Below are 19,277 nucleotides of genomic sequence, written 5' to 3'. Positions count from 1 at the left end.
GTGGTGACCGCGGGGGCACCATGATCACATTGCGACTCTGCGCAGTGTCCTCGGCGTGTCGTCTGCGAAAACGCAATCCGATCATGGTCCCGGGCAGTGACGCGGCGGCCGTTCATCAGGTGCAGGCGAGCCGAGCGGGTCACCCGGTTCGGGTGGCGTAGACGGCGGTGGCGTCGTCGCTGCACTTGTTGCGTGCCCAGCGTAGGCACGACGGATCCGCCGCCTCGACGGCACGCACCCGACGAATCAGCGCCACCGGACCATCCCGATCCAGGGCATCCAGAACGTCGGCCCAGGTCGACAGGCCGAACAGCGCCACCGACCGGGCAGCACCGTCGGTCAACACCGCCAACCGCCGTACGCTGTCGAGCGGCACGTCACCGGTGATCGCATAGCTGGCGGCGGTCGGGGCGGCGGCGGCCACCCAGTAGCCCCCAGGTCGGTTTCGGGCAGCCAGTTCAGCATGCTTCATCCGCAGCAGCGCGGCCCGCTTCGCCGCCGAGCCGAACGGGTGACGGTCCGCCTCCTCCCGTTCGGCACGCGCCGTCCCGTCCACCCGGTCGTCGGTGACGACCCTGATGCCGTCGGCGGTGTCGATGACGACCGTCACGTCACCGAGCACCAGGAACTCCAGCGAGCCGTCGCGGGGCCGCAGCACCGCGGTCGCGGCGGACGGGGTGCCCGGATGGTCGAGGTCGCACGAGTGCCGATGCAGCTCGGCAACGCTGCGGATGCCCTGGGCCAGGGCGTCGACCAGCGGGGTGTCCCGATCCACCGCGAGGCCGGCGAGCGCTGAGCCGAGCTTCGCGGCGTACCAGGCGACGCCGTGCTCGCAGCCGGTGCCGGTGCGGGCGGTGGCCCCGTCGAGCACGAGGATGAGGCGCTCTCCGGCAACAGCCCAGTCCTCGTTGGGCACCATCGGGTCACCCCCTTCCGACGCGGTGCAGACGCGCATCACGACCCCCCTTCGCCCCGGTGGATCGACGTCAGGGCCTCGACCTTCTCGATCGTCCGCTTTCGCGGGTCGTAGGTGCAGGCAACCAGGAGGGAGAAACGCCGGTTCTTCACCTCGCGGTACAACTCGTCGAGGTGGTCGTGCAGGTATCGGGCGACACCGAGGGTGCCCATCGCGTGAATGCCGGCGAGATACAGGAACGTGCCGCGCCCATCAGGTCGGGGAAGTCGACCGAGGTAGCCGTAGTCGACCGGTTCACCCGAGTCTGACGGCGAGCGAAACGCCTCGCTGGTCTGGTGGTTCACCAGGTAGTGGCCGTCGTCGTCCGCGCGGAATCCGAACCTGGTGTCGGCGGCGACCACCTGACCGACGAACGGCAGTATCCCCCCCGTCACGCCGCTGCGGACTGTTGACGGCGTGTCCCGCTCGGTCACCAGGTGCGGGGCCAGCCGAGCAGGTCGGCGAGGCGGGCGTTGTGCGGGGCGAACCCGGCGGCCAGTTCGGCCCGCAGCGCGGCGGTGAGCTGGGACGGGCCGGTGTCCGCCCGCCGGGTGTGCCGGGCGAACTCCGGCGGGGTGAACGGGGCCAGCCCGAGGAACCGCAGCACGCCCGCGTAGCTGGCCGCCGGGTCGGCGTACAGGTCCTCGCTGCGGATCACGTGCAGCCGTTCGGCGGGCAGGTGGGCGTACCAGCGGTCGAGTTGTTCGGCGTAGCGGCCCCGGGCGGCGTAGGAGAAGTTGCGCAGCGTGTGGTGCGCCGCCGGGGTGTCCGGCCCGTCGGCCAGCGCCGCGGCCAGCCGCCCCGGCTCGGCGGCCAGCGCCGCGGCGAAGTCCAGCGGCTCCACCCCGTACGAGCGGGTGTGCAGGTAGTGCGAGTAGGCCCGCTCCACCGGGTCGCGCAGCAGGGCGACGAACCGGGCCTCGGGCAGCGTCGCCGCCACCCGGGCCGGGACGCTGGGGTGGAACAGGTAGTAGGGGCTGGCCTCGAAGCTGCGCCGACCCGGGGCGGCCGGCGGGAAGTGCGCCCGGTACCAGCGGGTTCCCCGGCCGAAGTGCAGGCTGAAGAACTGGAGTTCCTTGCCGGTGGCGGCCCGCACGTCGGGGTGCGCGGCGAGGTAGTGGTGCAGCGAGGTGGTGCCGCACCGCTGCCCGCCGATGATCAGGAAGTCGGGCAGCGCGCCGACCCGGCCCGGCAGCGCCGCCCGTGACCAGGCGCGGGTGCCGCGTACCAGCCGGCGCAGGCGGTCCACGGTGGTCCGGCGCGACCCCGCGCTCACTGCGCCACCGCCCGGCCGGGGGCGCCCCGGCCGTCCCCGGCCGGACCGCCCCCGGCCCGGTCGGACCCGGGCAGCCCGGACCTGGTCGGGCCATCGCCAGCCGGGTCGGGATCCGGCCGGTCGGACAGGGCGCCGCCCGACCGGTCGGGCGACGTGGGGTCTTCGCCGGTGGTGCCGGACGGGTCGCCGCGACGGCGACGGCGGGCCAGGGTGCGCAGCACCATCACGTCCTCCCGGCTGAGCCCGAGCGCCAGCACGGTCCCCAGGTAGACCGCGACGATCGTGGTCAGCCCGGCGACCGGCCGCCACGGCCAGCCCGGCACCAGCCCGCTGACCAGCAGCCCGGCGGCCAGCGCGGCCACCCCGGCGGCCAGCCCCTTGGCCATCCCGACGGTGAACGGCAACGCGCCGGTCAGGTGACGGACCTGCACGACCCGGGCGATGTTGACCACGATCAGCGAGGCGCTCCACGCCGCCGCCGCGCCGACGATCCCGTACGCGGGGATGAGCCACAGGTTGAGCAGCACGTTGAGCACCAGGGCGACCAGGTTGTCGGCCATGTTGAGGGCCACCCGGCCGGACATGTTCAGCACCGTGCCGCACGGGCCGGTCGCCGCGTTGACGAGCTGGCCGAGGGCCAGGATCACGGTCACCGCCGCGCCGGTGGCGACCTCGCCGCCGAAGACCCGCAGCAGGTCGCCGGGGAGGACCAGCAGGGCCACGAACGCCGGCAGCGACAGCCGGACCACCCAGCCGGTGGCCACCGCGTAGACCCGGCGCACGTCGTCGAGGTCCCCCCGGTGGTACAGGTGCGCCAGGTACGGGCCGAACGCCGCGTTGACCGGCGCGAGGACGAAGATGGCCACGGTGACCAGCCGGGTGGCCACGTTGTAGACGCCGATCTCCGGGTTGGCGAAGAACCCGAGCAGCAGGGTGTCGACCCAGATCAGCCCGGTCGACGACAGCGACGACACCCAGCTGACCGTGGAGAAGCGGAACAGGTCCCCGGGCCGGTGCACCGGGCGGGCCGGCGGCACCCGGCGCACCAGCCGGGCCAACGCCACCAGGGCGAGCACGGCGGCCGACCAGCCGGCCGCCACCAGCGCCCAGAACGCGCCGGTCAGCCCGGCGCCGGTGGCCAGGGCGAGCACGGTGAGCAGCAGCCGGGTGCCCGGCTCGTAGAGCTGGCCGATGAAGGTGAACGGCCGCTGGGTACGCCAGCCCCGGGTCGCCGCCAGGGCAGCCTCGCAGACCGTCGACGCGGGCAGGGTCAGCGCGACCAGTCGCAGCCCGGTGACCAGCCCCGGGTCGTGCAGCCGGTCGGCGAGCCAGGGTGCGCCCCAGGCCAGCGCCCCGGCGAGGACGACCGACGAGCCGGCCGACACGACCAGCCCCAACCGGATGGTGCCGCGCAGCGCCGGGGCGTCGTCGTCGGCCAGGTGCACCGCCACGAACCGGGTCAGCCCGGCCCGGAAACCGGACAGCGACAGCAACCCGGCCAGCGACAGCACCGCGTAGCACTGGGCGTACCGGCCGACCTCCCGGATGCCCAGCACCCGGGCCAGCAGCAGCATGATCAGGAAGACCGCCGCCTGGCTGAGCAGGGCGCCGACCAGGTTGAGACCGCCGCCCCGGGCCATCCCCCGGACGTGCTGGTCACCCCGCGCCGTGTCCCCGGCGGGCCGGTCGCCCCGGGCGGACGCTGCGGGCACCCCGGGCCTACCGGTGCCGGGAGTGCTGCTCGGGCGTGGTCGTGCGGACCGCCGGCAACACCACCGTGTCGTCGCTGCCGCGCCGGACCACCGTGTCGTCACCGCCGCGCCGGACCACCGTGTCGTCGCTGCCACGCCGGCCACCGCCCGGGGCCGGGGTGGCCCGGCCGACCGCCGCCGGCTGCCCGGCCCGGCGGCTGCGGGTCAGCCACTCCAGCACCGCCACCAGCAGCACGGCCAGCAGCAGGCCGGCACCGGACACCGGGAGCACCAGCGCGACCAGCGCCTTCGTCCGGGACACCGGCTGCGCCTCGCCGACGCTGGTGACCTTGTCGGGGTCGGCCGCCTGGGACTGCGCGCGGGCCTGCTGCAGACCCTGCCGGGCCGAGGCCAGCGCGCTGGTGGCGCTGTCCCGCTGGGCGATCAGCGCCTGGTAGTCGGGCAGCTTCGGGCCGAGTTCGTCGAGCCGCTTCTGCCCGGCGCTGATCGAGTCGGCGGCGGCGTCGGCGCCCCGGCTGTTGCCGACGGCCTGCATCTGCAACCGCTGCTGCCGCAGGCTGGCGATCTCCTGGAGGGTCGACTGGTAGAGCTTGTCCGGCTGGCTGACCTTGTTGGTCTTCTCCCAGTCGTTGATCGCCCGGGTGGCGGTGGTCAGCTCGTCGGTGGCCGCCTTGACCTCGTCGGTGGCGATGTTGACCTGGCTGGTGAACAGGAACGCCAGGGCACGCTTGCCGGTGGCGGCGAGCACCGGGGCGACGGTGGAGCGGGCGTCGGCGGTGTAGGTCAGGGTGAGTTGACTGCTCGCGCCGACCTGCTTGACCGCGAGCCCGTCGCGCAGCGTGTCGGCCGGCACCCCGGTGTCGGTGGCCACCTGGTCGACCACCTGCGGGGAGGTGACCGCCGCGGCGAAGGCCGCCGCGAACTGGTTGGCCGCCTGGGTGCCGGTGTACTGCTGGGCCGCGCTGCCGCCGACCAGGGCGGGCGCGGCGACGTACGAGGTGGCGGCGTACCGCTGCGGGCCGAGCAGGACGACCAGCGCCGCTACCGCCCCGGCCACCAGCGGAATGCCCACCAGCAGCCAGAGTCGACGCCGCGCGACCCGCAGATAGTCGACGATCTCCACCCTGCCGCTCCCCACTGCTCGATCGTTCATCGGTTGTGCCACCCGGTCCTCACCGGTCGGGGCGTCGCCGCCCGGGACGGCTCGGCCGGTAGCCCCCGGGCGACCGCGCCGGCTGCCGCGGCGAACGCCGCGAAGTACCACAGGGTGACCACGTTCGAGATCACGTTGGACGCCGCGCTGACCGCGACGAAGGCGACCGCGCAGCCCAGGAAGCCGACCGCGATGCCCCGGCCGAGGGTGCCCGGGGGTGCCCGGCGCAGCGCGTTCAGGCCGGTGTGCAGGCACAGCGCCATCATCGCCAGGTACGCCAGCAGCCCGGCCAGCCCGGTCTCGACGTACGCGCGCAGGAAGTCGTTGTGCGGCTTCTTCGCCTCGTCGGCCTCGAACTTGGTCATGTTGGGGCCGATCCCGGTGACCGGGTTGCGGTTGGCCAGCGACACGATCTCCGACCAGTAGTCGACCCGCCAGGCGAGGGTGTTGCCGGTCGGGCCGCCGCCCACGGCGCTGCTGTCGGCGAGCTGCCCGAAGCGGTGCGCCACGCTGGGCAGCAGGGCCAGCCCGGCCACCGTGACCAGGCAGAGCGCCACCAGCATCCGCCGGCTGCGGTGCAGCACCGCGACCACCAGCAGGCCCAGCCCCGCGCCGAGGATGGCGCTGCGGGTGTTGGTGAGCAGCAGGAACAGCAGCGACGCGGCGAGCAGCGCGCCGAGGCCGAGGCGGAGCCGGCGGTCCAGGTAGCGGTAGACCCCGAACCCGAAGATCACCATGAACATCAGGTAGCGGCCGAACGTGGTGGACTGGCTGAACGGTCCACTGATCCGGGTGAAGTCCCCCTTCACCTCGGCCGGGGGGTGGCCGAGCAGGGACAGCACGGCGGTGTAGCCGACCGCCAGCACCAGCGAGACGTACGCGGCGAGCAGCACCCGGCGGACCGCCGGCAGGTCCGGCATCAGCTGTTCCAGCACCACGAACATCACCACCACGGTGCCGATCCGCAGCGCCTCCAGGGCGCTGGGCACCGGCTGGGCCGCGCCCGCCGCGCTGACCAGCGAGGTCGCCCCGACCAGCAGCATCGCCACGCCGAGCGGGGAGCCGCGCAGCCGGCCCCGCTGCCGCAGCTGGGCGGCGAGCCAGAGGCCGGCGGCGAGCAGGAACAGCACCGCCAGGATCGTCGACGGGTCCATCGCCCGGGTGGCCGCCGCGCCGTCGGCCCGGCCGGCGGTCGGGCCGCTGAGCTTGAACAGGTCGACGCAGGACCGGACCGCCAGCATCAGCAGCACGTACGCCGCGAAGCGGGTCAGCGCGAGCGCCCCGACGGCCAGCCCGGCGAGGACCACCAGGGGCAGCACCACGCCGATCCGGCCGCCACCGGTCGCGGCCAGCCCGACACCGACCGCCACCACGGCGCAGAGCAGCGCCGCGCCGCCGGTCAGCAGGCGGGTGGCCCGGTCACCGGCGGACCACCGGACGGGTTCCGCCGGGGGCAGGGCGCGGTCGCCCTCCGTGCCGTGTCGCTGTCCGTCCACCGCTCGCCGACCACTCGTTTCCACAGGAGGTGTTGCCGGTCGCCGCCGACGGCCGGGAGAACGGCCTAATCTAACGGTCGCCGCCGGGCCGGGGCATGGGCCGTTACGCCGACCGTGGGCGACTTTACGTCCCGAACCGGGCGGGGCACACGCAGGGCCAGCGAGAAGTAGAGTCGCTCCAGCTCGCGGGCGGCCGCGTCCCAGCTGTAGTCGGCGAGCACCCGGTCGCGCAGCAGCGCGGCCCCGGCCCGCTCGGCCGGCACGTCGGCGGTCACCGTGGTCAACGCCCGGAGCAGGTCGTCAACGTCGCCGTCGCGGAACAGCCGCTGTCCCGGGCCGTCGTGGTCCAGCACCTCCCGGTGCGGTTCGATGTCGCTGGCGACCACCGGCAGGCCGTACGAGGCGGCCTCCAGCAGGGTCAGCGGCAGCCCTTCCAGCCGGGACGGCTGCACGAAGGCCGCCGCGTGCGAGTACAGCTCGGCCAGCAGGTCGCCGTAGACGAAGTCGGTGAACACGATGCGCGGGTCGTCGCCGGCGGCCTCGCGGAGCCGGGCGACGTACCCGTCGGTGAAGGCGGAGCCGCCGACGATGGCCAGCCGCAGGTCGGTCGGCAGCCGGCGGAACGCCCGGACGAGCAGGTCGGCGGCCTTCTCCGGGACCAGCCGGCCGACCAGCAGCAGGTATCCCCCGGGGTGCAGGCCGAACCGGGACAGTTCCCGGGGCGGCCGGTGGGTGGGGGTGGCCACCCCGTTGGGGATGTAGCGGGCCGGGCGGCCGAACCGGCTGGTGTAGTGCGCCGCCAGGCCCTGCGACACGGTCACCCGGGCGTCCGGCAGGTGACCGCTGAGCCGGTACGCGGTGCCGAGCACGGCCCGCGCCGCCCGGCCCCACTTGTCGCGCTGGTTGTCCAGCCCGTGCACGGTGAGCACCACCCGGGCCCGGGAGGCGTAGCGGGCCAGCGGCGCGGTCAGCACCGGGCCGAGCCCGTGGTAGTGCACGATGTCGGGGCGCTCGGTCAGCGCCGCCACGGTGGAGGTGGCCGAGTGCACGATGGCGTCGAGGTGCTTGCTGGGCACGGTGCGGGCCCGCCGCAACCGGATGCCCCGGTGCTGCTGGGCCTCCACCGCGCCGTAGCTGTCCCGGCAGTAGACGGTGACCTCGTGGCCCAGCCCGGCCAGTCGGCTGGCCATCTCCTCCACGTGCCGCTCGATCCCCCCGTAGGTGGCCGGCACGCCCTTCTGGCCGATCATCGCCACCCGCAGCGGACGCCACCCGGGTGGACAGGTCACGGTCGGCCCCGAGCGGTCCGGGCGGAGTTGCTCTCCCCGGTCGGCGGCATCGTCACGGAACGGCACTGTCCCCCCTCGTTTTCGCTACCCACCGGGGCGGTGGTGCAGCCCCCGGCGCACGGGACGCTAGATCATCGACGACTGACCGGCCACTGGCCGGTCAGTCAGACCTGACCGGCCGGCGTCGGTGTCCGGCCTGGCCGGACACCGACGGTGGCGACCGGCCGACCGCCGGTGGTCGGCCGGTGCCGGAACGACGCCGGGAGGACGGAGTCTCCGTCCTCCCGGCGACCGCAGGGTGACGTCAGGAGGTCGGGCCGCCGAACTCCACCCAGTTGAGGTTGAACAGACCGGTCGTCGGCCCGCCGGTGACGGGCTTGAAGACCAGGTACAGCGCGTGCGTGCCGGCGGCCTGGCTGACCGGGAAGGTCTGGCTGGCCCAGGCGCTGGTGCCGGCGGTCGCGTTGAGCGTCGCGCTGGTCACCAGCTCGCCGGTCGGCGAGTCGAGCCGCAGCTCGACGATGCCGCGCGGGGTTCCGGTGGTGGCCGTGGAGCCACCCGCGTACCGGAAGGTGATCTTGTCGATCCCACCCAGGTTGATCGGGTCGAGCGCGATGTGGTCACCGCTGTCGATGCCGGCCACGTGCTGGCCGCCCCCGGCGTCGGTGGTGTTGGCCAGGGTGACACCCTGCTGGACCTGGGCGAACTCGGCCTGCTGCCGGAAGGTCTGCAGGACGATCTGGTCGAGCGAGGACAGCGCCGGCTGGCCGTTGGCGCCCTTGTCGGTGTAGGTGGCGCTGATCGCGCCGTACAGGTAGCCACCGGCGTGGTCGGCGCCGTCGGCCGGGGTCTCGAACGAGCCGGAGCAGCCGTTGGCGTCGCTCATGCCGTGGCCGTGGGTGTCGTGGCCCAGCACGAAGGAGACCGTGACCCGGCTGCAGTCGATCGGGCCGTCCTCGGGGTCGGTCACGGTGACCGTCCACGGCACGGTGTCACCCCAGTTGAAGAAGGTGCCCGACAGCGGCGAGGTGACCTTCACGGTGGGCGCGGTGTTGCCCACGGTGATCTCGCGGGTGAGCACCGCCGTCTTGCCGCTGGTGTCGGTGACCGTCAGCTTGGCGGTGAAGACCCCGTTGGTGGTGTAGGTGTGCGACGCGTCCCGCTGGGTCGAGTCGGTGCTGCCGTTGCCGTCGAAGTCCCAGGCGTAGGTGATGGTCTCACCCGGGTCCGCGTCGTAGGAGCCCTCGGCGGAGAACTGCACGGTCAGCGGCGCCTGGCCGGAGGTGGGGCTGGCCTTCAGCTCCGCCACCGGCGCCCGGGTGCCCTTGGCGTACCGGATCACCGACAGCGCGGCGTCCGGGTTGGCCCGGAAGAAGCCGTCGCCGTACTCCAGCAGGTAGAGGTTGCCGTCCGGGCCGAACTCCATGTCCATCGGGTTGTCGAAGACGAAGCCCGGCAGGAACTGCTCGACCCCGACCAGCTTGCCGCTGCCGTTGGTCCGCATCATGTAGATCTTGTCCCGGGTGAACTCCCCGAAGACCACCGCGTCGTGGTAGTACTCCGGGAACTTGGTGTCCGAGTCCAGCGCGGCGTCGTACTTGTAGACCGGGCCGCCCATCGGGCCGACGCCACCGGTGCCGAGCACCGGCCACTGGAACTCACAGGTCCCGGGCGGGGTGCTCAGGTACGCCTCGGCGCAGGTGGTGGTCGCCCGGAAGGTGTAGTTGAGCTGCGGGTCCTGCACCGGCGGGAGGACCCGACGGCCGGTGTTGCGCGGCGAGTCGTTCACCGGCGCGGCGCAGTTGAACGCCCCCTTCGACTGCTTGGTCACGAAGTCGTAGTCGATGTACGGCAGGGTCGGCGAGTAGCAGTACGGCCAGCCGTAGTTGCCGGCCTTGTTGGCGGCGATCCACCGACCGGTGCCCTCCGGCCCGCGGGCCGCGTTCGGCACCTGCGAGTCCGGCGAGTAGTCGCCGATGTAGACGAAGCCCCGGGAGTCCACGTCGAACCGGAACGGGTTACGCAGACCCATCAGGAAGATCTCCGGGCGGGTCTTGTCGTCCCGGTCCTCGGCCTCGGGGAAGAGGTTGCCGGCCGGGACGCTGTACGACCCGTCGGCCTTCACCTTGATCCGCAGCACCTTGCCCCGCAGGTCGTTGGTGTTGCCGGCGGAACGCTGGGCGTCGTAGCCCGGCCCCTGGGTCGGCGACTCGTTGATCGGGGTGAAGCCGTCCGAGCCACCGGCGTTGGTGTCGTCGCCGGTGACCAGGTAGAGCAGCCCCTTGCCGTCGAACTTGATCTCACCGGCGACGTGGCAGCAGACACCCCGGTCGGTGTCGACCTTCATGATCTTCTGCTCGCTGGCCAGGTCCAGGTGCGGCGTCGGCTCCTCGACCCACTTGAACCGGGAGAGCTGGTTGTGCCCCTTGTAGGCGTCCCACGCGCTCGGGTCGGTGCTGGTCACCGGCGCGTCGGTGATCGGGGTGTCGAGCTTCGGGGCGTAGTAGACGTACACCCACTTGTCGGTGGCGAAGTCCGGGCCGACGGTGACCGACTGGAGGCCGTCCTCGTCGTGCTGGTACACCGGGATGGTGGTGATGACCGGGCTGGCGCCGGTCTTCGGGTCGTAGAGGCGGATCTCCCCGGCCCGGGTGTTGTGCAGCACCCGGCCGTCGGGCAGCACCGACAGGGTCATCGGCTCGCCCGGCTCGTCGTTGAGGATGACCTTCTCGTAGTTGGCCTTGACCGTAGCCCCGCAGTCGCCCTGCACCAGGCCGGCCGACCACTGGATAGCGCCGAGCAGGTGCTTGCGGAAGGTGCCGTTGGCGTACGTGTCGGCGGAGTCGCCGAGTCCGGTGTAGAACGACCGGCCGCCCTGGAAGTCCTTGCACCAGGAGATCGGGTGGTCGTAGCCCATGGTGCCGCCGGTGAAGGACTTCTCGTCCACCGTGGCCAGCACGTGCGCGGTGCCGCGGACGTTGGTGGTGAAGTTGTACCACTGGTCGTTCAGGTTGAACTGCCGGGCCAGCGGCTTGCTCGCCGGGTGTGCCCGGTCGGCCACGTCGATGCTCGCCGCGCCGCTCGACGCCGTACCCGCCGCCGTGGTGCCGACGATGTCACGGTAGAAGGTCCACGACGGCTCGGCCTCGACCGCGGCGTGCACGCCGAGGTAGCCGCCGCCGTTGCGGATGTACCGCTCGAACGCCGCCTCCTGGCCACTGTCGAGCACGTCGCCGGTGGTGTTGAGGAAGACGACCGCGCCGTAGCTGGCCAGGTTCTGGTCGGAGAAGGCGGTGGAGTTCTGGGTGACGTCGACGGTGAAGCCGTTGCCCTTACCCAGGGTGCGGATCGCGTTGACGCCCTTGTCGATCGAGGCGTGCCGCTCACCGGCGGTCTTGGTGAACACCAGGACGCTGGTCTGGTCCTGGGCCGGCTGGGCCAACGCCGGGGCGGTCGCGGCGAGCGGGATGACGATCCCGACCCCTGCGATCGCGGCGAGCCATCGGTGTACCGATCTTGCCATCTGGTTCCTCCGGTGGGGGGACGATGTGCTGGCTACGCCGGGCGGGTGCCGGGGCCGCCCGGGGTGGTGCGGGTGCTGCGCGTCGCTCTCCGGTAGGGGGCGGGACGACGCCGTCCCGCCCCCGGTGCGGTTCGCCGACCGGGGAGCTGCCGTACGGCCGTGGGGCCGTGCGGCCCGTGCTGCGGGCGCGCGACGACGCGGCCCGGGGTACGGGTCGGAAGAGGTGGTGCGGTGTGGCGGGGGTGGCTCGCCCGGGGCCGGCGTGGCCGGTCGGTTCCGGCGCGGCCGGGGCGGGAGCGGACAGCTCCCGCCGGGGCGGGGCGACCGGTCGGGTCCGGGTCTGCCGGGGCGGGACCGGGCCGGTCGGGGGGAATGGTGGCGGTCGCGTCAGCTGACGCGACCGCCACCCGGATGCCGTCGGCGGTGGTGCGGACCGCCGTCGGCGCCCAGCTGCGGCCGTGGTCCGGCCGGCGGAGCGGTCAGTCGTTCTGGTAGATGGTCAGGTCGGCCATGTTGGCGTAGCTGAGCCGGGCGAAGTCCAGCGACTGGGCGGGGTTGGCGGTGCCGCCGGGGGCGGTGTCCATCTCCCAGTTGGCGTGGTGGAAGTCGCTCTCGCCGATGGTCTGGAAGAACTGCTGGAAGTTGATGTCGCCCTCACCCAGCGGGATCATCTCGTAGCCGTTGGGCAGCGCGGTGTTGCGGTTGCCGTCCTTGGCGTGGAACAGCGGGAACCGCTTGGTGCGCCGGGCCACGTTGAGGATCGGGTCGAACAGCGAGGTCTTCTGCTGGCCGGCCGAGTTGGTGTACGTGCGGTGCTTGTGCCGGGCCACGTACGCCCAGTAGATGTCGCACTCGAAGTAGACGTACTTCGGGTCGGTCTTGGCGAAGAAGTACTCCAGCCGGCGGACGCCGGACGAGCGGGTCGGCTTGCCGTTGGCGTCCAACGGGCCACTGTCGAGCAGGAACGAGTAGGCCACGTCGTGGTTGTGGGTGTAAAGGCGCATCTTGCGCTCCTTGGCCTGCCGGCCCAGCTCGTTCCACAGGTCGGCGGCGGCGTCCCAGTCGGCCTGGTAGGCGCTGTTGGTCGGGTCGCTGCCGGTGCCGATGTTCTTCATGCCGAGTTCCTCGGCGATGTCGAGCTGCTGCTGGAAGGTCGCCGCGTTGATCGACGTGTGGGTGCCGTTGGCGACCAGGCCGTTGTCGTCCAGGATCTTGCGGATCTCGGTCGGGGTGATCTGCCGGCCGAGGATCGAGGTGTGCTGGTTGTAGCCGGCGAACTCGATCTCCTTGTAGCCCATCTCCGCCAGGCTGGCGAGCACCCGCTCGAAGCCGTAGGGCACGCCGCTGTCGTCCGGCGCGGCGGAGATCCGGTCCCGGACGCTGTAGAGGATGATGCCCCGGTTCTGCGTCGGGATGAGCGGGTCGACCCGCCACTTGCCGTCGGCGCGGGCCGGCCCCTTGGTCTGGAGCACCGGCAGTCCGGCCGCGCCGAGCACGGCGGCGGCACCCGCCGACGCGGCCAGCAGCCGGCGACGGGTGACCTGGGCGCGGTACTGGGGGTCGGCGGCCATGCGGCGCTGTTCCTCGTTCACGATGTTCCACCTTTCGAGGGCGGCCCTGGGGCCGCGGGGACTGCGAGTCCTGCTGGGAGGGTCGGAGGACCTGCGCCGCCGAATACGCGTGGCCCGGTGGATGACTGGTCAATCAAGGGGGTGTGTCAACCGTGTTACGTCCGTGAACCGGACACTAACGGTGGCTGACGGCTAAAGATAGACCTCGAACGGAGAAACTTTTGTTCGTGCGAACAAAAGTTCCCGATGGTCGGAGCCCCGGCCGGGACAACCGACCGCATCCGGCTCCCCCGTGGATCCACCGGCCCCCACCAGCACGAATACCGAACGACACCGGGGCGTGGGCAGCCGGACACGACGCGGGGCGCGGTGTCGACCCGTCATCGAATCGACACCACGCCCGACGCGTCGCCGGATCCGCCCGGCACCGGACCGGTCGGCTAGCCGGAGGCGGCCACCACCAGCTCCCCGAGCCGCTGGTCGAGGGCGGCGGCGTCGAGGCCCCCCGGCCAGCCCCGCAGCAGCGCCCCGCCCTTGGCGACCAGCACGACGGCCGGTGGTTCCCGCACCGCGTACGACCGCCAGACGGTCTGCTCCCCGTCCACCACCACGGGATACTCCACCCGGTGCGTCCGCAGGTAGTCCTGCAACTCGTCGGCCTGGTCGGCCCCGGCCACCCCGACGAAGACCACCCGGTCCCGGTAGCGGCGGGCCAGGTCGCTCAGCGCGTCCTGCCGTTGCGCGCAGGTGGTGCACCAGGAGCTGAAGAAGGTGAACACCACCGGCCGGTCCGCCCAGAGCCGGGCCGCGGTCAGCGGGGTGCCGTCGGTGAGCGCGCCGGTGAACGCCGGGGCGGCCGGCGCGGTGCCGGGCGTCGGGCGCAGCGCCAGGTCCGCCGGGACCGGACCGGGCAACGCCGCGGCGCCCCCGGCCAGCGCCGGCCCGGGTTCCGCGGCCGGCCCGGCGGTGCAGCCGGCCAGCACCAGCACCGCCAGCAGCAGCGCGAGCAGCCGCCTCATGCCGGCACCACCGCCACCAGCGCCGGCCCCTCGCTGCTGTCCGGGGTCAGGTCGAGCGGTGCCCGGCCGGCGACCTCCAGCCGGTACCCGGTCCGCTGCGGCACCCGCACCGGCACCGCGAACGCACAGTAGGTCGGCACCCGCTCGACCGCCAGGTCCTCGGCGAAGGCGGCCACCGCCGTGCCCGCCGGCAGCGTTCCGGTCACCAGGGCCGCGCCGTCCGGGTCGAGCAGCCGGAACGCCGCCCGGTGGTGGAAGTACTGGTACGGCCCGGTGCCGGCGCAGTCCACACCCTCGGCCCGGATGTTGATGTCACGGACCAGGACCCGGACGGTGGTCGGGGTGACCGCCTCCGCCTCGTCGGCGCTGCCACCGCATCCGCCCGCCCCGGCCAGCAGCAGGGTCAGCAGCGCGCCGACGCCGCGCCGGGCGCTCGTGGACAACCGCACCTCGTCTCCTCCCACCCGCACGTCGGGTCCGGGGCGACGGCTGCCGCCCCGGACCCGACGCGATGATCGATGCCGGTCAGGACTTCTCCACCCGGCACTGCTTGGTCACCGTCTTCGACGGGTCGCTCTCCGACGTCGCGGTGAGCTTGACGAAACCGGTGTCCGCGGCGGTGGCGGTGGCGCCCACCGACACCCGGACGGTGGTCGACTTGCCGAACTGCGCGGTGGCGAGCGGGTTGGGCACCCAGGTCCGCCAGCCCCGGCCGGCCACCTCCGCCGAGAGGCGGTAGACGTCCGACTTGAGGTAACCGGCGACGTTCTCCGGGTGCTGCTGCCCGCCGGCCGAGTACGTGCCGCTGTTGGTCAGCTCGAACGAGCAGGTCACGCCCCGGTTCGTCGGCTTGCCGGTGCTGGTCACCTCGCCCTTGCCCAGGCTCACGCCGTGGCTGCTCGGCCCCCCGGTGCCGTCCAGCGACCGCACCGCCACCGTGTACGACAGCGAGCCGGCCGCGTCCCGCTTGAGGTCGATGACGTAGAAGTGCAGCCGGTTGGCCTGGTCGACGTACTCGTACTGGCTGCCGGTGTCCGCCCCGGCGTGGAACAGCGCGTCGGAGAGCTGCCGGTAGTCACCCATGGTGATCTTCTGCGGGGTACCGTCCGGCCGGTAGAAGTCGATCATGTCGATGTCCTGCGGGTTGGCGTCCACCACCCACTGGAACGGCGCGCTGTCGGCGTTCTTGGTCTTGCTCAGCAGCACCCCCCGGTCCGGGGTGAACGAGTCGGCCCCCATCCGGTCGACGACCTCGACGGTGTAGTTGTTGAAGCCGCCGCCGTCGCACAGGGGATTCGTGGCGACCGTGCAGGCCGGCGAGAGGTCCTTGTTCAGGGCGATGTTCACGCCGGTCAGCCCCTTCGGGCCGGCGTCGACCGCGCGGGCGGTCACCTCGGCGACGACCAGGCCGGACGACGCCAGCGCCTCCCGGGACAGCCGCAGCACGTGCTCCTCGCCGAGCAGACCGATCTTGAGCTTGTCCCGCACGGTGTGCAGCGAGCCCATCGAACCGCCGTTGGTCGGCGGGATCTGCCAGCGGGTGTGCGGTCCACCGGGGCCGTTGAACGACCCGCGCGACATCATGCTCCAGATGCCGGTGTACGCCCGGCGTAACGGCTCGCCGTACGGGTTGTTGTAGTTGTCGCCGATGCCGAGCAGGTGGGTCAGCTCGTGGGCGTACACCCCCATGCCGGAGCTCTCCCCCTGGGTGGACGAGCCGGAGCCGGCGTTGGGCCACAGCGTCGCCGCCGCCTTCCACGAGGTCCACTCCACGTAGCGGGTCTTGGCCCAGTTCGGCAGGTTGGGGTCCGGCGGCCCCCAGGAGTCCGGCACGTCCTCCTTGTTCTGGAAGATCATCTGCCCGAACTCCTGCCAGGTGGACGACTCGTCCTGCCCGGCGCTGAGGATGAAGACCAGCTCGTACTGGTTGGCGACCTCGTCACCGACCGCCGCCCGCCAGGCCCCCAGGCCGTCGGTGCGGATGTTCTTGTTGCAGGTGTCCCCGCTCGGGCAGGCCCCGGGGTTGAAGCTGTTGTCCAGCCCGTACTGGTACGACTTCGCCGGCATCTGGTACGGCCCGAACCCGGCCAGGTCCACGCCGTACCGCCCGTTGGAGTCCTGCATCCAGTACTCGTGCAGGGTGTGCCCCTTGTTCAGGGTGTTCGGGGTGTTGAGGAAGTCCTGGTAGAACTTCGGCACGTCGGCGCGGGGGATGTTGGCCGCGACCGACTGGGGGTTGCCGAAGACCGTCGAGCGGGCCCGCTGGGACACCGCGAACGTCTGGTCCGGATAGTCGAGCGCGACCAGGGCGATCTTGAAGTTGCGGATCGCGCCCCGCACGCTCGGGTCGGCCCAGTTCCGGCCCGGCACCGCCTGGTAGTCGTCCCAGGTCATGGTGTCCGGGTTCTGCCAGGCCTGCGGGTCGAGGACCTGGAACGGCGCGGTGCCGCCGGCCGGGTTGGCCGGGGCCGCGGCGGCCTGCGCCGCGCCGGTCACCACGAGCGTGCCGGCCAGGACAGCGGCCAGCACGGAACGCCTCAGTCGGGGTCGTTGGGGGGTAGCACGGTGCACAGGTTCGCCTCTCGTCGGGAGGGACGCGGCGTCCGGTGTCCGGTGGTGTCCCGAGGGGTGGCTGCCGAGACACCCGTCACCGGGCCGCGCAGCGAATCTAGGAGGACGGGCCGGGGCCGGTCACCGTGCAGATGTCGGCAGGTGGACCGGCGGCTTCCGACACCTGAAGGACCGGCACCGGGTCGACGGTGGCCGCCAACGCCCGGCCCAGGTCCCGGCGCAGCCGGGCGGCGGCCGGTCCGGCCAGCGGCCCGCGCGGCGGACGGCACCGGCCACCGAACCGCCCGGCGCACTCCATCGCCAGCTTGATGGCCTGCACGGACTCCGGCCGGGAGTCCCAGCCGAAGGCCGGGTGCAGCTCGGCGTAGAGCGGCAGCGCCCGGCCCAGGTCACCGGCGACGCAGAGGTCGTAGAGCCGCAGCGCCTGGCGGGGCAGCGCGTTGGACAGGCCGGCGACCCAGCCCCGGGCACCGCAGAGCACCAGTTCGAGCAGCACGTCGTCCGCCCCGGCGAGCACGTCGAGGTGCGGGCAGAGGTCCCGGATCCGGTGCAGCCGCCGGACGTCGCCGGAGAACTCCTCGACCGCGACGATCCCGTCGGTCTCGGCGACCCGGGCGAGCAGCTCCGGGGTCAGGTCCACCCGGGTGTCGTGCGGATCGTTGTGGGCGACCACGGGCAGGCCGACGGCGGTCACCTCCCGGTAGTGGGCGACCACCTCGGCGTCGCCGGCCGGATAGCCGTCGGGGGGCGGGGCGAGCACCGCGCCGGCACCGGCGGCGGCGGCCTGCTCCACCCAGCGGCGGGACTGCCGGCTACCGTAGCCGCCGACCCCGGGCAGCACCGCGCAGCCCGGCGGCGCGGCCTGCACCGTCGCCCGTACCACGTCGGCCCGCTCGTCGTCGGACAGCGCCCGGTACTCCCCCACCGAGGCGCACGGGGCCACGCCGTGGCAACCCGCCTCGGCCAGCCAGCGCACGTGTTCCTGGAGCCGGTCGAAGTCGACGCCGAGATCGTCACGGAACGGGGTGGGGATGGCGACCAGCACCCCCCGCCAGGGCCTACCAGCTGTCACTCGGGCCTTCCCTCCTGCGCGCCGGCGGCCCGCTGCCCACCGCACCGGAACCTTACGATCGTCGATCACCGCGGCTCTTCGGACAATTGCCGGAACAGTCGCCACCGGGGCCGTCCTTTTGTCGGTAGATCTCCGGTGGACCTTGCGCACAGGCCCACCGGCCACCCAGGGTAGGCACTGGCTGCCGGGCACCCCGATCGCGCAGCCAGCCAGGGGAGATCCATGCATGGTGAGCTTCAGCGCATCGTCGACGCCGTCGCCGCCCGGGTGGGGCGTCCCGCGCTCATCGAGGACCGGCGGCAGCGGGTCGTCGTCTACAGCGAGCACGACGGTCCGATGGACGAGGTGCGCCGGATGTCGATCCTGCGCCGACAGACCACCCCGGAGGTGATCGCCTGGTTCCGCCGGATGGGCGTGCTCACCGCACGCGAGCCGGTGCGGACCCCGGCCGACGTCGACCTCGACCTGCTCCCCCGGGTCTGCGTGCCGATCTGGCACGACGACCTGCTGCTCGGCTTCGTCTGGTTCATCGACGACGACGGGTCGATGACCGACGCCGACATCGCCACCGCGACGGGCGCCTTCACCGACCTGTCGTTGGCGCTCTACCGGGAGAACCTGCTCGGTGAGCTGGCCTCCCAGCGGGAGGCGGAGGCCACCCGGACCCTGCTGGTGGAGAGCCCGCAGGCCCGCGCGCACGCCGTCCGGGCGCTGCTGGAGGAGGGCACCGTGGCCGGTGACGGCACCACCACCGCCGTGGTGGCGCAGCTCGCCCCGGCCGCCGGGCAGCACCCCGACGAGGTGGCCAGGATCGCCCTGGAGCAGGCGCTGGTGGCCACCCGCCGGTGGCTCGGCGTCCGGGAGTCGCTGCACATGGTCTGGCCCGACCACGGGGTGCTGCTGATCTGCGGCGGCCGGATCGCGGGCCGCCCCACCCCGCAGAGCGCGGCCGACCACCTGGACGAGGCGCTGCACAACGCGACCCGGGGCCTGCCCTCGGTGGAGCGGACGGTGACCGGCATCGGTCAGTCCCGCCCGGGGCTGGTCGACGCGGTGCAGTCGTACCGGGAGGCGGCGCAGGCGGCCCGGGTCGGTGTCCAGCTGCCGGCGCTCGGCCGGGTGGTGTCCTGGGCCGGCCTCGGCATCTACCGGGTGCTGTCCCAACTGGACGCCCGGCACCTCGACGTCGCCGGGGTGCACCCCGGGTTGGAACGGCTGCTGCGCGACGACGCCCACCAGGTGCTGTTGGAGACCCTGGAGGCCTACCTCGACCTGGCCGGCAACGCCCACGCCACCGCCGAGAAGCTGCGGCTGCACCGGACCACGCTCTACTACCGGTTGCAACGGGTCGAGCAGCTCGCCGACACCGACCTCAAGGACGGCAACGAGCGGTTGTGCCTGCACCTGGCGATGAAGCTGGGCCGGCTCACCGGCCACTACCGCACCCCGTCCTGACCGCGCAAGCGGTTCCGCCGACCGTCGGAAGAGGACACCCGCGCTGCCGAGCTGTGACAGCCCGTGTCCGGCCGGACAGATCATTGACAGATCCGAGCGGGTACGGCCAGGATGGGCGCACCGATCGGCAATGCCCCCACGACCGACCGTAACCAGGTACGCCCCCGCCCCGTCACGCAGACCGG

14 protein-coding genes are annotated in these 19,277 nt (G+C 72.8%); 1 reads left to right on the top strand and 13 read right to left on the bottom strand.

Annotated features, from left to right (window positions below; translation table 11 throughout):
* Positions 1–139 precede the first annotated feature (139 nt).
* From O7625_RS20185 to O7625_RS20125, 13 genes are all read right to left on the bottom strand, one after another.
* On the bottom strand, positions 140–919 hold the full coding sequence (locus tag O7625_RS20185) for a protein phosphatase 2C domain-containing protein (protein WP_282340596.1): 780 nt from the start codon (positions 917–919) through the stop codon (positions 140–142).
* Positions 920–954: 35 nt separating this feature from the next.
* Positions 955–1,389, bottom strand: a complete 435-nt coding sequence (locus O7625_RS20180) for a hypothetical protein (RefSeq protein WP_282340594.1) — start codon at positions 1,387–1,389, stop codon at positions 955–957.
* On the bottom strand, positions 1,386–2,231 hold the full coding sequence (locus O7625_RS20175) for a sulfotransferase (RefSeq protein WP_282340592.1): 846 nt from the start codon (positions 2,229–2,231) through the stop codon (positions 1,386–1,388). Before O7625_RS20175 ends, O7625_RS20180 begins: the two co-directional genes overlap by 4 nt.
* Positions 2,228–3,943 carry a flippase gene (locus O7625_RS20170; RefSeq protein ID WP_282340590.1) on the bottom strand — a complete coding sequence of 572 codons (1,716 nt, stop codon included), beginning with the start codon at positions 3,941–3,943 and terminating at the stop codon, positions 2,228–2,230. Before O7625_RS20170 ends, O7625_RS20175 begins: the two co-directional genes overlap by 4 nt.
* Positions 3,944–3,950: 7 nt before the next feature.
* A complete protein-coding gene (locus tag O7625_RS20165; protein WP_282340587.1) occupies positions 3,951–5,081 on the bottom strand; it encodes a Wzz/FepE/Etk N-terminal domain-containing protein in 1,131 nt (376 codons plus the stop codon).
* Between the two features lie 11 nt (positions 5,082–5,092).
* Positions 5,093–6,592, bottom strand: coding sequence for an O-antigen ligase family protein (locus O7625_RS20160; RefSeq protein ID WP_282340585.1), 1,500 nt, complete (start codon positions 6,590–6,592; stop codon positions 5,093–5,095).
* Between the two features lie 65 nt (positions 6,593–6,657).
* A complete protein-coding gene (locus tag O7625_RS20155; protein WP_282340583.1) occupies positions 6,658–7,881 on the bottom strand; it encodes a glycosyltransferase family 4 protein in 1,224 nt (407 codons plus the stop codon).
* Positions 7,882–8,185: 304 nt separating this feature from the next.
* On the bottom strand, positions 8,186–11,404 hold the full coding sequence (locus O7625_RS20150; protein ID WP_282340581.1) for a ThuA domain-containing protein: 3,219 nt from the start codon (positions 11,402–11,404) through the stop codon (positions 8,186–8,188).
* Between the two features lie 479 nt (positions 11,405–11,883).
* Entirely contained in the window at positions 11,884–12,996 is a 1,113-nt protein-coding gene (locus O7625_RS20145; protein ID WP_282340579.1) for a sugar phosphate isomerase/epimerase, read from the bottom strand.
* A gap of 419 nt (positions 12,997–13,415) precedes the next feature.
* Positions 13,416–13,994 (bottom strand): TlpA disulfide reductase family protein, encoded by a 579-nt coding sequence (locus O7625_RS20140; RefSeq protein WP_282340577.1) that lies wholly within the window; start codon positions 13,992–13,994, stop codon positions 13,416–13,418.
* Entirely contained in the window at positions 13,991–14,443 is a 453-nt protein-coding gene (locus O7625_RS20135; RefSeq protein ID WP_282340575.1) for a hypothetical protein, read from the bottom strand. Before O7625_RS20135 ends, O7625_RS20140 begins: the two co-directional genes overlap by 4 nt.
* Positions 14,444–14,519: 76 nt before the next feature.
* Positions 14,520–16,523 (bottom strand): M6 family metalloprotease domain-containing protein, encoded by a 2,004-nt coding sequence (locus O7625_RS20130; protein ID WP_282340574.1) that lies wholly within the window; start codon positions 16,521–16,523, stop codon positions 14,520–14,522.
* A 139-nt stretch (positions 16,524–16,662) separates the two neighbouring features.
* Positions 16,663–17,637 (bottom strand): dihydrodipicolinate synthase family protein, encoded by a 975-nt coding sequence (locus O7625_RS20125; RefSeq protein WP_282340572.1) that lies wholly within the window; start codon positions 17,635–17,637, stop codon positions 16,663–16,665.
* A gap of 222 nt (positions 17,638–17,859) precedes the next feature.
* On the opposite strand from O7625_RS20125, the gene O7625_RS20120 reads away from it, so the two are divergent.
* Complete coding sequence (locus tag O7625_RS20120; RefSeq protein ID WP_282340570.1) at positions 17,860–19,092, top strand: PucR family transcriptional regulator; 1,233 nt, start codon at positions 17,860–17,862, stop codon at positions 19,090–19,092.
* Positions 19,093–19,277: the final 185 nt, after the last annotated feature.

Source organism: Micromonospora sp. WMMD714, assembly GCF_029581315.1.
GTDB classification, from domain to species: Bacteria; Actinomycetota; Actinomycetes; order Mycobacteriales; family Micromonosporaceae; genus Micromonospora; species Micromonospora rifamycinica.
The sequence above is the reverse complement of the archived record's forward strand: the minus strand, read 5'-3'. Positions and strand labels throughout refer to the sequence as shown.

Excerpts from the sequence above, each read along its gene's own strand:
- O7625_RS20140 (WP_282340577.1), bottom strand. The coding sequence starts at position 13,994 with ATGAGGCGGCTGCTCGCGCTGCTGCTGGCGGTGCTGGTGCTGGCCGGC.
- O7625_RS20150 (WP_282340581.1), bottom strand. The coding sequence starts at position 11,404 with ATGGCAAGATCGGTACACCGATGGCTCGCCGCGATCGCAGGGGTCGGG.
- O7625_RS20120 (WP_282340570.1), top strand. The coding sequence starts at position 17,860 with ATGCATGGTGAGCTTCAGCGCATCGTCGACGCCGTCGCCGCCCGGGTG.
- O7625_RS20185 (WP_282340596.1), bottom strand. The coding sequence starts at position 919 with ATGGTGCCCAACGAGGACTGGGCTGTTGCCGGAGAGCGCCTCATCCTC.